This window comes from Aeromonas sp. S13(2024), assembly GCF_041402405.1.
GTDB lineage: Bacteria > Pseudomonadota > Gammaproteobacteria > Enterobacterales > Aeromonadaceae > Aeromonas > Aeromonas veronii.
The window spans coordinates 127,840-142,021 of the sequence record NZ_JBGLRA010000012.1; the positions used below are offsets into that span (position 1 = coordinate 127,840).

13 protein-coding genes are annotated in these 14,182 nt (G+C 60.3%); 5 read left to right on the plus strand and 8 right to left on the minus strand.

All coding sequences use genetic code 11. The features are described 5' to 3' along the window. Positions 1-125: 125 nt before the first annotated feature. The 5 genes from ACB042_RS15875 to ACB042_RS15895 form a co-directional block, all read right to left on the minus strand. Positions 126-791 (minus strand): DedA family protein, encoded by a 666-nt coding sequence (locus ACB042_RS15875; protein WP_005343012.1) that lies wholly within the window; start codon positions 789-791, stop codon positions 126-128. Between the two features lie 18 nt (positions 792-809). Then, the gene (locus tag ACB042_RS15880; protein WP_040069001.1) at positions 810-2,102 is read right to left on the minus strand and encodes a hemolysin family protein; all 1,293 of its coding nucleotides are present in this window, start codon (positions 2,100-2,102) and stop codon (positions 810-812) included. Positions 2,103-2,360: 258 nt separating this feature from the next. Further along, positions 2,361-3,419, minus strand: a complete 1,059-nt coding sequence (gene ansB / locus ACB042_RS15885; protein ID WP_005348754.1) for an L-asparaginase 2 — start codon at positions 3,417-3,419, stop codon at positions 2,361-2,363. 130 nt (positions 3,420-3,549) lie between these two features. Next, on the minus strand, positions 3,550-3,744 hold the full coding sequence (locus ACB042_RS15890; RefSeq protein WP_120416408.1) for a heavy-metal-associated domain-containing protein: 195 nt from the start codon (positions 3,742-3,744) through the stop codon (positions 3,550-3,552). Between the two features lie 62 nt (positions 3,745-3,806). Beyond that, positions 3,807-4,757 (minus strand): AEC family transporter, encoded by a 951-nt coding sequence (locus ACB042_RS15895; protein ID WP_005336047.1) that lies wholly within the window; start codon positions 4,755-4,757, stop codon positions 3,807-3,809. A 137-nt stretch (positions 4,758-4,894) separates the two neighbouring features. On the opposite strand from ACB042_RS15895, the gene treR reads away from it, so the two are divergent. From treR to ACB042_RS15920, 5 genes are all read left to right on the plus strand, one after another. Beyond that, on the plus strand, positions 4,895-5,833 hold the full coding sequence (gene treR, locus ACB042_RS15900; RefSeq protein ID WP_371178708.1) for a trehalose operon repressor TreR: 939 nt from the start codon (positions 4,895-4,897) through the stop codon (positions 5,831-5,833). Between the two features lie 201 nt (positions 5,834-6,034). Then, the gene (treB, locus tag ACB042_RS15905; protein WP_005348758.1) at positions 6,035-7,465 is read left to right on the plus strand and encodes a PTS trehalose transporter subunit IIBC; all 1,431 of its coding nucleotides are present in this window, start codon (positions 6,035-6,037) and stop codon (positions 7,463-7,465) included. Between the two features lie 66 nt (positions 7,466-7,531). Continuing rightward, a complete protein-coding gene (gene treC, locus ACB042_RS15910; protein ID WP_371178709.1) occupies positions 7,532-9,193 on the plus strand; it encodes an alpha,alpha-phosphotrehalase in 1,662 nt (553 codons plus the stop codon). A 3-nt stretch (positions 9,194-9,196) separates the two neighbouring features. Beyond that, complete coding sequence (locus ACB042_RS15915) at positions 9,197-9,796, plus strand: sugar O-acetyltransferase (RefSeq protein ID WP_371178710.1); 600 nt, start codon at positions 9,197-9,199, stop codon at positions 9,794-9,796. 120 nt (positions 9,797-9,916) lie between these two features. After that, a complete protein-coding gene (locus ACB042_RS15920; protein WP_005336040.1) occupies positions 9,917-10,105 on the plus strand; it encodes a hypothetical protein in 189 nt (62 codons plus the stop codon). Positions 10,106-10,165: 60 nt separating this feature from the next. Here the strand turns inward: ACB042_RS15920 and rluA are convergent, their stop codons facing one another. From rluA to ACB042_RS15935, 3 genes are all read right to left on the minus strand, one after another. Next, positions 10,166-10,822 carry a bifunctional tRNA pseudouridine(32) synthase/23S rRNA pseudouridine(746) synthase RluA gene (rluA, locus tag ACB042_RS15925; protein WP_234571088.1) on the minus strand — a complete coding sequence of 219 codons (657 nt, stop codon included), beginning with the start codon at positions 10,820-10,822 and terminating at the stop codon, positions 10,166-10,168. Between the two features lie 115 nt (positions 10,823-10,937). Continuing rightward, the gene (rapA, locus tag ACB042_RS15930) at positions 10,938-13,805 is read right to left on the minus strand and encodes an RNA polymerase-associated protein RapA (protein WP_371178711.1); all 2,868 of its coding nucleotides are present in this window, start codon (positions 13,803-13,805) and stop codon (positions 10,938-10,940) included. A gap of 70 nt (positions 13,806-13,875) precedes the next feature. Then, on the minus strand, positions 13,876-14,182 hold a 307-nt coding region (locus ACB042_RS15935), incomplete at its 5' end, for a hypothetical protein (RefSeq protein ID WP_371178712.1).

Consider the following 14,182-nt stretch of genomic DNA (forward strand, 5'->3'; position numbering starts at 1 on the left):
TAGATTCACTCATTTTTACCCCGGCTTTACAAGGGCCGAGCGGGACTATTTCTGCTATTTGCGCAAAATTGGCGATCAAAAAAGCCCTCTGGCGAGGGCTTTCGGGTCGGGCGTTGGGCGAGGGGTCAATCCCGCGGCTGCGCAGCCCTGCGTTTGCTGATCCAGCGCCAGACCAGCGCCACCATGCCACCCACCAGCAGGGCCACCGGCAGATAGATGATGATGTTGAAGAACTGGGTCTGGTATTCGGCGGCCAGCTTGGTGTGGCTCAGGTAGTAGCCAAACCCGACCAGCGGGCAGATCCACATGATGGAGCTGATCAGATTGACGATGAGAAAGCGCCCCTGGGGCAGCTCGGTAGCTCCCACTATATAGGGGTAGGCGGTGCGCACGAAGGCGATATAGCGCGCGGTGATCAGGGTGATGATCCCGTACTTGTCCAGCAGGTGGTAGACCTTCTGCTGGTGCCGCTCTTCCACGTGGGACATCAGCCGATGGTAGAGCTGGGTGTGGCCGAGAAAGCGCCCCTGCATGTAACCGAGCCAGGTGCCGACAAAGGTAGCCATGATCAACAGCGGGATCACCCCGAGAGACAATACATCCTGATAGATGAGCACGCCGGTGAGGATCAGCAGGCTGTCACCGGGCAGAAAGGCGGTAGGGATGAATCCGTTTTCCAGTACCAGAAACGTCAGAATCACACCACAGATCATGAAGGCCATCTTGGGATCGGAAAGTGTGTTCAGATCGTGATTCATAAAGGCGTGAGCCAGTTGGTAAAACTGCTCCATACTTGCAAACTCCGCAGGTTAGCTGGGTTGATCGGTCAAGGGCATGGCGAGCACCTTGTCGATGCGCAGGCCATCCATGTCAACAATTTCCAGTTGCCACTGTTCCAGTGTCACCAGGTCTCCGGTTTGTGGAACACGACCAAGGAGCAGCATGATAAGCCCTCCGAGGGTGTGATAGTGATGTTTTTCTTCTTCTGGCAGACGAACCAACTCCAGACAGTCCTTCAACTCTGGCAGCGGGATCAGGCCATCGAGCAGCCAGCTGCCGTCGGCGCGCCGGAAGGCCCAGTTGTCCTCGCCATCCTCCTGCTGGAAATCCCCCGCCAGCGCCTCCAGCAGATCCTGCTGGGTGACCAGTCCCTGCAGCTCGCCATATTCGTCCACCACCAGCGCCATCTGTTCGCTGTGGGTGCGGAAGTGGTTGAGCAGCTCGACCCCGTTGAGGGTCTCGGGCAGCAGGCTGCCCTCCTGGGTCAGGGCAGCCAGATCGATGGGCTCCCCCTTGATATAGGCGTGCAGCACCTTGCTGACATTGATGATACCCACCAATTCTGACAGGTTGCCGTCGCAGACCGGAAAATAGCTGTGGCGATACTCCACCAGCCGCTGCAGGTTGGTCTCCAGCGGCAGCGCCAGATCCAGATAGCGGATATCGCTGCGCGGCACCATCAGGGAGGAGAGGCTGCGCTCGTCGAGACGGAAGACGTTGCGCAGCATGGTGTGTTCATGATCCTCGATCACCCCGGCTTCCGATCCTTCCACCAACATGGCGTGGATCTCCTCCTCGGTAACGTTGGCGCTGCCGTTCTGGTTGACCCGCAGCAGCCGCAGGCTGGCATTGGTGGAGGCCGACAGCAGCCAGACGAAGGGGCGGGTCAGGGTGGCGAGCCAGTGCATGGGGCGGGCCACCAGACAGGCGATGCGCTCGGCATTGAGCTGGCCGAGTCGCTTGGGCACCAGCTCCCCCACCACGATGGAGAGGTAAGTAACCACCACCACCACTATGACGGTGGCGATCAGGCCACTGCTCTTGGCGGGGAGCCCCCACTCCTGCAACCAGAGGGAGAAGGGCTGGGCCAGCAGGGATTCGCCGTAGATACCGTTGAGCAGACCTATGCTGGTAATGCCGATTTGGACGGCAGAGAGAAAATGGGTCGGGTCTTCACCCAGTTTGAGGGCGATGGCGGCGGAGCGGTTGCCTTCAGAGGCAAGCTTGCCGAGGCGAGCCTTGCGTGCGGTGACGATGGCGATTTCTGACATGGCGAAGACGCCATTAAGCAAAATCAATCCCAGCAGGATCAATATTTCCATACAGCAACAGCACTCCTTGAGTGGATAAGATCGCTGGCAGTGTAATGAATTTGGCGGCGATGTGCTTGTGAAAGCGGGTGATCCGGCTCGCTAATTTGATGACAGCGCTCTGCGGTGGCTGAAAAGATGGCCGGAAAAGGGAAGGATGACCTCGCCAAACGACGTAATGGGTGAGGCGGGTGCTTGGCGAAGTGGCATGGCTGGATGGAAAAGGGCGGGAAGTCCCGCCCTTGCTTGTCATGGTTCAGACAACCCTTATCAGAACTGCTGGAACCAGCGCTGGATCTGGGCCGGGTCTTTGCTCTGGGTCAGGGAGAGCATCAGCAGCACCCGCGCTTTCTGCGGGTTGAGAGTGCCGGAGGCCACGAAGCCGTACTTGGCATCATCGATCTCGGCATCCAGGGTGGTGGCGCCGGTCGGCACGCGGGCGGAGCGCACGACGCGGATGCCATCCTTGCTCGCCTTGGCCAGGGTATCGAACAGGGTGTGGTAGAGGTTGCCGTTGCCCACCCCGGCGCTGACGATGCCGTCGAACTTGGCATCCACCATCGCCTTGGCCGGCAAGTCGGTGGCGTTGGCGTAGCTGTAGACGATGCCCACTTGCGGCAGCTTGTCGAGCTTGCTCACGTCAAACGGCGTCTTGCTGGTGTGCAGGCGGGCCGGGCTGCGCTGATAGTCGATCTTGCCGTTGTGGATGTAACCCAGCGGGCCAAAGTTGGGGGAGGCGAAGGTCTGCACCCCGGTGGTGTTGGTCTTGGTGACGTCACGGGCATCCAGCACTGTGTCGTTCATCGCCACCATCACGCCACGGCCCTTGGAGGCGGGGTCGGAGGCGGTCACCACTGCGTTGTAGAGGTTGAGCGGGCCATCGGCACTCATGGCGGTGGACGGGCGCATGGCGCCGACCAGCACCACCGGCTTGTCGCTCTTGACGGTCAGGTTGAGGAAGTAGGCGGTCTCTTCCATGGTGTCGGTGCCGTGGGTGATGACGATGCCATCCACGTCATCCTTGGCCAGCAGCTCGTTGACCCGTTTGGCCAGCTTGAGCCACACCTCGTCGTTCATGTCTTGGGAGCCGATCTTTACCACCTGCTCACCCTGCACATCGGCCACGTTTTTCATCTCGGGCACGGCGGCGATCAGGGTTTCGATGGCCACCTTGCCAGCCTCGTAGTTGGACTGGGTAGCCGACTGGCCTGCCCCGGCAATGGTGCCGCCGGTTGCCAGAATATGGACGTTGGGCAGCGCCATCGCCATGGGGGAGAGGGTCAGGCCGACGACGGCGGCGAGCAGGGTCTTGCGGATCGGTAGGGTCATGCTGCAAATCCTTGTGGTTGGAATAATCGCAGCAAGTTTGCCCGTTTAATAATCCGGGTCTGTGATAAAACTCACCAAAAGACAGGTGAGTACAGATTTTTAACCTGTTTTATACCTCTATGGAGATAATTTAACTCGCAGAAAAACCCTTGGCTTCGATCAGGGCGATCAGCTCGGCCTTGCTCAGATCGCTCTCGATGACGGCCTTGCTGCTGGCGAAATCGACGGTTGCGGTGGTGACCGCAGGCTGGGCCAGCAGCACTTTTTGCAGACTGGCGGCGCAGCCACCGCAGGACATGCCGGACACGGTGAGTTCGATGGTCATGGGATATCTCCTTTGTTGATGGGCGCCAGCCTAAAGCTGCCGCCTCCGGCAAGGTCAAGCCGTCAGTACATCAACCCTAGGTAGTTCATCAGAGTCGCCCCGAGGCTGGTAGTGACCAGCGAACCGAGGGTGGTGGTGGCGATGATGTTTGCTGCCAGCACGCTGTCGCCCCCCATGGCGCGGGTCATCACATAGCTGGCGGCGGCAGTCGGGGTGGCGCTGATGAGAAACAGAATACCCAGCTCCAGATGGCTGAAGCCGAGCAGGGCCGCCCCCAGAGTGAACGCAGCCGGAATGAGGCAGAGCCGCATGATGCTGGCCCAGCCCGCAATGGCTGCACCACCACGCAGGGCGTCGAGGCTGAGGGAGGCGCCGGTGCAGAGCAGCGCCAGCGGCAACGTCATGTTGGCGAAGTAGCTGCCGGTGGTGAGCAGCAGTTGCGGCATCTTGATACCGAGCAGGGTAAAGGGGAGCGCCGCCACAATGGCGATGATCAATGGATTCTTGATGATGCCGAGCAGGATTGGGCGAATGCCGGTGGCGCCGCCGAGACTGCGGGTGAGGGTGATCACCGCGAGAATGTTGTAGAGCACGGTCACCGCGCCGACATAGAAGGCCGCCGCACCCAACCCCTCGTGGCCGTAGGCGTTCTGCACATAGGCGAGCCCGATAATGGCGCTGTTGCCGCGAAAGCTCCCCTGCACGAAGATGCCGCGCAGCCGCTGCTCCCCGATAAAACGTCCGGCCAGCAGCTCCAGCACCAGATAGCTGATAACGGTGGCGAGCAGGCCATAGCCGATAAACCAGAGGCTCGGCATGGTGGCGAAGTTGGTACCCAGAATACTGAGAAAGAGCAGAGCGGGCAGGGTGACCTGAAACACCAGTCGCGAGGCTGATTCGGTAAAGGGATCCGGCAGCAGCCCCAACCGCTTGAGCAAGATGCCGAGCAGCAGCACCACGCAGATGGGGCCTGTGATGGAGAGGGAGAAGAGCAGACTGGCCAGCAGATCCATGATGGGCATCCTGTGCTGTGCCCACACACCCTGACGGCGGGGCAAAAAGGGCATTCTAACGCCATGGGCTTGTATTCACAGGGGTTAATCACAACAATGTGGGCAATTCCACCGCCTAGCCTCCTGTGAGCCAATTCATGGACAAGAAACTGACCATCCTCGATATCGCCAGACTGAGTGGCGTCGGCAAGTCGACCGTCTCCCGGGTGCTCAACCAGGATCCCAAGGTGAAGCAGGAGACCCGCGAGCGGGTGGAGCAGATCATCGCCGAACATGGCTTCGTGCCGAGCAAGTCGGCGCGGGCCATGCGCAGCCAGAGCCAGCAGGTGGTGGGGATCATCGTCTCGCGGCTCGACTCCAGCTCGGAGAATCAGGCGGTGCGCGGCATGCTGGAGACCCTCTACCAGCGTGGCTACGATGCTGTGCTGATGGAGAGCAAGTTCTCCCCCGCCAAGGTGCAGGAGCATCTGGCGGTGCTGGAGCGGCGCGGAGTGGATGGCATTATCCTGTTCGCCTTCAATGACTTGGACTATGCCGCCATGGCGTCGCTGAAAGAGAAGCTGGTGCTGGTCGCACGTGAACATCCCGGTTTCTCCTCGGTCTGCTTTGACGACGCCGGTGCGGTGCGCACCATGCTGGCGCAGCTGGCAAGCCGTGGCGCCCGCGACATCGCCTATCTGGGGGTGGATACCTCGGATCTCACCACCGGCCAGCGCCGCCTAGATGCTTATCTTGCTTACTGCGCAGAGCAGGGGTTGTGCCCGCGCAGCGCCCTCGGCGATCTCAGCCTGCAGAGCGGCTACCGGCTGGCGGCCGAGCTGCTGACGCCTTCCACCCAGGCGCTGGTCTGCGCCAGCGACACCCTCGCCATTGGTGCGGCAAAATACCTGCAAGAACAAGGGCGTAGCGAGGTGCTGGTGACCGGCCTTGGCAACAACCCCATGCTCAGCTTCCTCTTCCCCAACGCCCTCAGTCTCGATCTTGGCTACAAGGGGGCGGGGGAGCAGGCGGCGCGTCAGCTGCTCGGTCAGATTGAGCAGGATCAGCCTCCGCAGGTGACAATCGCCCCCTGTTGAACCCTGTGACCCCCATCACTCCGGGCTGAACAAAAAGTGCGCTTTTTGTGATGCTGGCCACGAATTGGGAACGTTCCCATTTCGATCTGGCCAGATTGTCGGCATGCTAAATGGGAACGATACCAAAAACGCTCCGGCCGACAGACTGGCTCAAAAGGGCGATACAGACCACTATTCAATGGCGTCACAGAGGGAAGACCCATGTCCAAGATCAACGCACAGCAGCTTGCCACCCTGATCGACAAGATCGGCGGCAAGGAGAACATCGCCACCGTCAGCCACTGCCTGACCCGGTTGCGCTTCGTCCTGAACGATCCGGCCAAGGCCGACAGCAAGGCCATCGAAACCATTCCGGCAGTGAAGGGAAGCTTCACCCAGGGCGGTCAGTTCCAGGTGGTGATCGGCAACGAGGTGGAGCAGTGGTACAAGGCGCTGACCGAACAGCTCGGCGTCAGCGGTGGCAGCAAGGAGACCGCCAAGCAGGCGGCGCGCCAGAACATGAACCCGCTGGAGCGGGGTATCTCCCATCTGGCGGAGATCTTCGTTCCGCTGCTGCCCGCCATCATCACCGGTGGTCTGATCCTGGGCTTTCGCAACGTCATCGGCGACATCAAGATGTTCGACGATGGCACTCACACTCTCACCGAGATCAGCCAGTTCTGGGCTCAGGTGCACGCCTTCCTCTGGCTGCTGGGCGAGGCGATTTTCCACTTCCTGCCGGTCGGTGTCTGCTGGTCTGCAGTGAAGAAGATGGGCGGCTCCGAGATCCTCGGTATCGTGCTGGGGGTGACGCTGGTGTCACCGCAGTTGATGAACGCCTACGGCATTGGTCAGCAGACTCCCGAGGTGTGGGACTTCGGCCTGTTCGTGATCCAGAAGGTAGGTTATCAGGCCCAGGTCATTCCGGCGCTGCTGGCTGGTGTCTTCCTGGCTTGGGTTGAGACCAACCTCAAGCGGATCATTCCGGCCTATCTCTATCTGGTGATTGTGCCGTTTGTCTCGCTGCTGCTGGCAGTGATCGTGGCTCACGCCTTTATCGGCCCGTTTGGTCGCTGGATTGGTGATGGCGTCGGTTTCGCTGCCAAGGCTGCCATGACCGGCTCCTTCGCTCCCATCGGTGCAGCACTGTTCGGTTTCCTCTACGCACCGCTGGTCATCACCGGCATCCACCACACCACCAACGCGGTGGATCTGCAGCTGATGCAGAGCATGGGGGGCACCCCGATTTGGCCGCTGATCGCCCTCTCCAACATCGCCCAGGCGTCTGCGGTTGTCGGCATCATTCTGATTAGCCGCAAGGAGAACGAGCGGGAGATCTCGGTGCCTGCTGCCATCTCCGCCTACCTCGGGGTGACCGAACCGGCCATGTACGGTATCAACCTCAAGTACAAGTTCCCCATGTTGTGCGCCATGGTGGGGTCCAGCCTTGCCGCCCTCATCTGCGGTTTCGCCGGTGTGATGGCCAACGGCATCGGGGTCGGGGGCCTGCCGGGCATCCTCTCCATCCAGCCGCAATACTGGGCGGTGTTTGCCATCGCCATGCTGGTCGCCATCGTGGTGCCGGTGGTGCTGACCCTGCTGGTCTACAAGCGCCAGCAAGCCGCTGGCAAGTTGACCCAAGCCAGCGCCTGACACTGATTATCAGGGCGACCCGCGGGTCGCCCTCTCCATTTTCTATTCGAGACAAGAGAAAGACCCATGAGCCAAACACCCTGGTGGCAGAGTGCCGTGATTTACCAGATTTACCCCAAGAGCTTTCAGGATTCCGCTGCCCGTGGCACCGGAGATCTCAAGGGGATCATGGCCCGCCTCGACTATCTCAAAACCCTGGGGGTTGATGCTCTCTGGCTGACCCCGGTCTACGTCTCTCCACAGGTAGACAACGGCTACGACATCGCCAACTACCTTGCCATCGATCCCGCCTACGGCACCATGGCAGATTTCGAGGCGCTGCTGGCCGCCGCCCACGCGCGCGACATCCGCATCGTGATGGATATCGTGGTCAACCACACTTCCACCGAGCACGCCTGGTTCAAGTCGGCGCTGGGGGATAAAAACAGCCCCTACCGCGACTACTACATCTGGCGCGACCCGGTGGATGGCGGCGTGCCCAACAACTGGCAATCCAAGTTTGGTGGCAGCGCCTGGGAGCTGGACTCAGCCACCGGTCAGTACTACCTGCACCTGTTTGCCCGCGAGCAGGCGGATCTCAACTGGGAAAATCCGGCGGTGCGCGCTGAGGTGAAAAAGATCATCCACTTCTGGGCCAACAAGGGGGTAGACGGTTTCCGGCTCGATGTCATCAACCTTATCTCCAAGGATCAGGCGTTCCCGAACGATGAGACTGGCGATGGCCGCCGCTTCTACACCGACGGGCCGCGTATCCACGAATTTTTGCAGGACGTGAGCCGCGACGTGTTTGCCCCGGTGGGTGCCATGACGGTGGGGGAGATGTCCTCTACTTCGCTGGAGCACTGCCAGCGCTATGGCGCGCTGGACGGCTCAGAGCTATCCATGGTGTTCAACTTCCACCACCTCAAGGTGGATTACCCCAACGGCGACAAGTGGACCAAGGCACCGTTCGATTTTCTCGAACTCAAACGCATCTTCAACCACTGGCAGAGCGGTATGCATGGCAAGGGGTGGTCGGCGCTGTTCTGGTGCAACCACGATCAGCCGCGCATCGTCTCCCGTTTCGGCGATGAGGGCGAGCATAGAGTTGTAGCCGCCAAGATGCTGGCCAGCACGCTGCACGGCCTGCAAGGCACCCCTTACATCTATCAGGGGGAGGAGATCGGCATGACCAATCCCGGCTATCAGCGCATCGATGACTATCAGGATGTGGAGAGCCGCAACATCTTCACCATCAAGCAAGCCGAAGGGATGAGCGAGGCCGAGATCCTGGCCATTCTCGGCGCCAAGTCCCGTGACAACTCGCGTACCCCGATGCAGTGGAGCGCTGCGGCCAATGCAGGTTTCACCAGCGGGACGCCCTGGCTCACGCCTGCCGCCAACTATCCCGAGATCAACGCCGAAGCGGCGCTGGCCGACCAGAACTCGGTGTTCTGGCACTATCGGGATCTCATCGCCCTTCGCAAGGCGCACTCCATCTTCACCCAGGGGGATTATCAGGAGCTGCTGACGGGGCACCCGCAGATCTGGGCCTATGCCCGCCGTGCCAACGGTCAGACCCTGCTGGTGGTGAGCAACTTCTATGGCGAGCCGGTGGAGTTTGCCTTGCCTGCCGAGCTGCAAAGCGGGCAAGGTCGCCTGCTGCTCGGCAACTACCCGGATAGCCCGGCCCAACCGCAATCGGGTATGCTGCGCCCTTATGAATCCCTGATCTGGCTGATGGAGTAGGTAATGGAGAAGGTGGTGCGCGGTACCGAGTGGCAGAAGATGGCTGCGGGGAAGCCCTATGACGCGGCTGACCCCGAGCTCAAAGCGGCACGTGAGCGCTGCCGCAGGCTCTATCACACCTTCAATACCAGCTGGCAGGAGAAACCGGCACGGGATGCTTTGCTGCACGAGCTGCTCGGTAGCCGCGGCCAGGAGTGTGCCATCAATCCGCCATTCTTCTGCGACTATGGCGCCAACATCTTCGTCGGCGAGAACTTCTACGCCAACGTCAATTGTACCATCCTCGACGTCTGTGAGGTGCACATCGGCGACAACGTGCTGCTGGCGCCCGGGGTGCAGATCTACACCGCTGCTCACCCGGTGGCGGTGGCGCCACGCATCAAGGGGGTGGAATTTGGCAAGCCGGCGCGGATCGGTCACAACGTCTGGATTGGCGGCAGTACGGTTATCTGCCCCGGCGTCACCATCGGTGACAACAGCGTCATCGGTGCCGGCTCGGTGGTGACCAAAGATGTGCCCGCCAATGTGGTGGCGGCCGGCAACCCTTGCAAGGTGCTTCGGCCGATGACGGCACAGGAGCTTGAAGGCGTCATCCAGCGGTGAACAGGGACCATGAATGCTATTGCTATCTGATTGATAGAAAAGCGACTTTCAGATTGTTTTGCATTCAGTGCTTATGTTCGGGGCCGCTTGGCCGATACTGTTGAGTGCAGGAGGAACCCTATGGATATATCAAGTTCTGCAAATGCGTCGTTTGGTTCTGCTCTGATGACGGCCAGTCTGGCCAAGAAACAGCAGACCCAAGAGGGCGAAGCTGCGCTGAAGCTGCTGCAAAACGCAGCGCAATCAGCGCCGGTTGCACCGACATCGGCCAGCGCTTCCCTGGGAAGCAAGATCGATATTCGCGTCTGACCCTAATGAAAAAGCCCCCATCTCGCGATGGGGGCTTTTTTATCTCTGCGATTTGCGGGATCAGACCGGGAAAGGAGCTGGCGCCTCGAAGGTCATCCGCTCGCCGCTACGGGGGTGACTGATGGTCAACATGGCCGCATGCAGGTAGAGATGGGGCGCAGCCGCCAGCGCATCCGGATGGGCGTAGAGGTTGTCACCCAGGATCGGATGCCCCAGCTCCAGCATATGGACGCGCAACTGGTGCGAGCGACCTGTGATGGGGGTCAGCTTGATCAGGCTGTTGCCGTTCTCCACTTTCAGTTTTTCCCACAGGGTCAGAGCGTGACGCCCCTCCTCAAAGTCCACCTTCTGTTTCGGGCGGTTGGGCCAGTCGACGCAGAGCGGCAGGTCAACCTGCCCTGACTCTGCTTCCGGCTCGCCCCACACCCAGGCGAGGTAGTGCTTCTCGGTCTCCCGCTCGCGAAATTGTCGGCTCAGTTCCCGATGAGAGTTGGGATTGAGGGGAATGACAATGACGCCCGTGGTGGACATGTCGAGGCGATGAGCTGCCGCCGCCTTGGGGTGTTGCTGTTTCACCCGATGCAGGACGCTGTCTTCATTCTCGGGGCCGCGCCCGGGGACGCTTAGCAGGCCAGTGGGCTTGTTGACCACCATGATGTCCTTGTCCTTGAACAGGATATCGAGCCAGGGTTCCAGAGGCGGTGAGTATTCAAACATATATGTCTCGCATCAGAAGGTGGGGGCAAGCCCCCATCAGTTATGGGTAACCACGACAAAGCGGCCTTGGGTATTCAGTTTGAGCTGGGTTTGGCCGCTGTCGGTCGGTACCTTGTCAGTTATGGGTGACCACGATAAAGCGGATGGCATCCAGCTTGAGTTGGGTCTGATCGATCAGGTGGTGCAATTCTGCCTGCAGATTGCGCAGATAATCCAGTTCGCTGTCGCGCACGTTCGGGTTGACCGCCTTGAGCGCTTCCAGACGATCCAGATCCTGCTGCAGGGTCTGCGCCATCTGGGTGCGGGCCTTGTCGACAATCCCGGCTTTCAGCTCTTCGGCAATGGCCTGGCCCTTGCCAATCAGACCGTGGATCACCGGTTGGGACGCTGTGACCAGCTTGCTGCCGAGGTGGCGATTGACCGGCGTCAGCTGGCGGTTGAAGGCATCGAACGCCACTTTCTCACCCAGATTCTGGCCGTTCTTGTCCATCAGCAGACGGATCGGCGTCGGCGGCATGAAGCGGTAGAGCTGGGGATGGGCAGCAGACTCGGCAACGAAGATCAGCTCAAGCAGGATGGAGCCGATGGGCAGTGCCTTGTTCTTGAGCAGTGCGACCGAGGTGGCACCGATCTCGGAGCCCAGGATCAGGTCGATACCGCCGCGCATCATGGGGTGATCCCAGGAGAGCAGCGCCATGTCATCCCGCGACAGGGCTGTGTTGCGATCGAAGGTGATGGTCATGCCGTCTTGCGGCAGGCCCGGGAAGCTGGAAACCAGCATGTGATCCCCGGGGGTCAGCACCAGCGCGTTCTCGCCACGGTCATCCTGATTGACGCCGATCTCGTCGAACATCTTGAGAGCGAAGGAGATCATGCCGGTGTCGTCATCTTCGGCGGCCAGCTTGTCGACCAGTTGCTGGGCAGCGGCGCCACCGCTGGAGTGGATCTCCAGCAGGCGATCGCGGCCCTGCTCCAGCCGTGCCTTGAGCGGCTCGTGCAGTTCGCGGGTCTTGACCAGCAGGGCGTCGAGGGCTGCCTGATCGCCGGTGTTGGCGGCCAGCAGCTCGAACAGCTCGTCACGTACCGCTTCGAATACCGGGCGGGCAGTCGGGCAGGTCTGCTCGAACGCGTCCAGACCATCGTGATACCAGAGCTGCAGGGCGCGCTGGGCAGTCCCTTCCAGATAGGGAACGTGGATCTCGACGGTATTCTGCTGACCGATACGATCCAGTCGGCCGATACGCTGCTCCAGCAGATCCGGGTTGAGGGGCAGATCGAACAGCACCAGATGGCTGGCAAACTGGAAGTTGCGACCCTCTGAACCGATCTCGGAGCAGAGCAGCACCTGGGCGCCACCCTCTTGCTGGGCGAAATAGGCGGAGGCCTTGTCCCGCTCGAGGATCGACATCCCTTCGTGGAACACGGCACCACGGATCCCTTCACGGGTGCGTAGCGCCTCTTCTAGCGCGATGGCGGTGGCCGCTTCGGAGCAGATCACCAGCACCTTCTGCTGACGGGCTGAGAGCAGCAGCTCCAGCAACCATTCGACGCGCGGGTCAAACTGGGTCCAGGTGGCGTTGTCGCCTTCGAACTGCTGGAAGATCTTCTCGGGGTAGAGGTAGCGCAAGGCGCGGGTCTGCAGATCGCCACCGTTGCCACCCATCATACCCATCACCTTGATGGCAGTCTTGTACTGCTCCGGCAGCGGCATGGGGTAGACGTTGAGGTGACGCTCGGGGAAGCCCTGAATATTGGCGCGGCTGTTGCGGAACAGCACCCGGCCGGTGCCATGCTGATCCAGCAGCTTGGCGACCGCCTGCTGACGGGCAGTCGCATCGCTCAAGTCCAGCCCTTCCAGCTGGCTGGCGAGGATCTGTCTGGCTTCATCGCTCAGGGTCTCGCCATCCAGCAGTTCTTGTGCGGCGCTGGCGACCTGACCATAGGCCTGCTCCTCGGCGAGGAAGGCCTCGTAGTCGTAGAAACGCTCGGGATCGAGCAGGCGCAGACGGGCAAAGTGGCTCTGGTGACCCAGCTGATCCGGGGTTGCGGTCAGCAGCAGCACGCCCGGCACCTGTTCGGCCAGCGCTTCCACCATCTCATAGGCACGGCTTGGCGCCTCTTCACTCCACTCCAGATGGTGGGCTTCGTCGACAACCAGCAGATCCCACTCGGCCTCCAGCACCTGCTCGAAGCGACGACGCTTCTTGCGCAGGAAGTCGAGGCTGCAGATCACCAGCTGTTCGGTCTCGAAGGGGTTCTCCGCATCGGCAAACGCCTCGATGCAGCGCTCCTCGTCAAACAGGGAGAAGTGCAGGTTGAAGCGGCGCAACATCTCGACCAGCCATTGGTGCTGCAAGGTTTCGGGCAGCAGAATAAGCACCCGATGGGCGCGACCGGAGAGCAGTTGCTGATGAATGATCATGCCCGCTTCGATGGTCTTGCCCAGACCCACCTCGTCAGCCAGCAATACACGCGGAGCGTAGCGGTGACCCACTTCATGAGCGATATAGAGCTGGTGCGGGATCAGGCTGACCCGGCCACCGGCCAGACCACGAGTCGGGTTGCGACGACGTTGGTGCTGGTTGATCAGCGCCTCGTAGCGCAGGGTGAAGCGGGACATCCGATCGATCTGACCGGCGAACAGGCGATCCTGCGGCTTGTTGAACTTGATAAAGTTGTTGAGAAACACTTCCTTGAGGGCAACGGGCTCATCATTGTCGGTGCGAACACCTACATATATAAGCAGGCCGTCTTTCTCCTGCACTTCTTCGACCGTCATGGTCCAGTCTTCGTGACTGGTGATCTGATCGCCCACATTGAAGCTGACCCGGGTGACCGGCGCCTCTTCTTTGGCATACATGCGGTTTTCACCGGTAGCCGGAAACAACAGGGTAACCATGCGTCCTTCAACAGCAACGACAGTCCCCAACCCCAGATCCGTCTCTGTATCACTAATCCAACGCTGGCCAAGTGCAAAAGGCATTAAACTCTCCAAAGCCCAAGAGTGTGTGAATCGCAAAGGGGCGCTATGTTACCCGAAGGCGTGACCTCGATCACCATGCATATAGATGTAGAGAGACCAAATCGCCACAACCTTGATCTGCTACCATCGCCACGCCATCTAGAGGATAGCGAGCTCGCCAAACGGGTGTGTTATTGCAGGATAAATGCGCTTTTTGGGTGATTAGTGAACGGTTGAACCAAAATTGCGAATTTAATTCGAAAACACCCTTGCAAGCGTGATCCAGATCCCTATAATGCGCCTCCATCGACAGGGCAAGCGGCAACGCAAACAACCTCGTCGGTAACCTCGAAAAGCCTTTGAAAATAAGGCTTGACTCGAGAAGGCGGTTGAGTAGA

What these genes read in the sequence shown, in the direction of transcription:
- ACB042_RS15890 (WP_120416408.1), bottom strand. Translation starts at nt 3,744, where the DNA reads ATGACCATCGAACTCACCGTGTCCGGCATGTCCTGCGGTGGCTGCGCC.
- ACB042_RS15895 (WP_005336047.1), bottom strand. Translation starts at nt 4,757, where the DNA reads ATGGATCTGCTGGCCAGTCTGCTCTTCTCCCTCTCCATCACAGGCCCC.
- treC (WP_371178709.1), top strand. Translation starts at nt 7,532, where the DNA reads ATGAGCCAAACACCCTGGTGGCAGAGTGCCGTGATTTACCAGATTTAC.
- ansB (WP_005348754.1), bottom strand. Translation starts at nt 3,419, where the DNA reads ATGACCCTACCGATCCGCAAGACCCTGCTCGCCGCCGTCGTCGGCCTG.
- ACB042_RS15915 (WP_371178710.1), top strand. Translation starts at nt 9,197, where the DNA reads ATGGAGAAGGTGGTGCGCGGTACCGAGTGGCAGAAGATGGCTGCGGGG.
- rapA (WP_371178711.1), bottom strand. Translation starts at nt 13,805, where the DNA reads ATGCCTTTTGCACTTGGCCAGCGTTGGATTAGTGATACAGAGACGGAT.
- rluA (WP_234571088.1), bottom strand. Translation starts at nt 10,822, where the DNA reads ATGTTTGAATACTCACCGCCTCTGGAACCCTGGCTCGATATCCTGTTC.
- treR (WP_371178708.1), top strand. Translation starts at nt 4,895, where the DNA reads ATGGACAAGAAACTGACCATCCTCGATATCGCCAGACTGAGTGGCGTC.
- treB (WP_005348758.1), top strand. Translation starts at nt 6,035, where the DNA reads ATGTCCAAGATCAACGCACAGCAGCTTGCCACCCTGATCGACAAGATC.
- ACB042_RS15880 (WP_040069001.1), bottom strand. Translation starts at nt 2,102, where the DNA reads ATGGAAATATTGATCCTGCTGGGATTGATTTTGCTTAATGGCGTCTTC.
- ACB042_RS15875 (WP_005343012.1), bottom strand. Translation starts at nt 791, where the DNA reads ATGGAGCAGTTTTACCAACTGGCTCACGCCTTTATGAATCACGATCTG.
- ACB042_RS15920 (WP_005336040.1), top strand. Translation starts at nt 9,917, where the DNA reads ATGGATATATCAAGTTCTGCAAATGCGTCGTTTGGTTCTGCTCTGATG.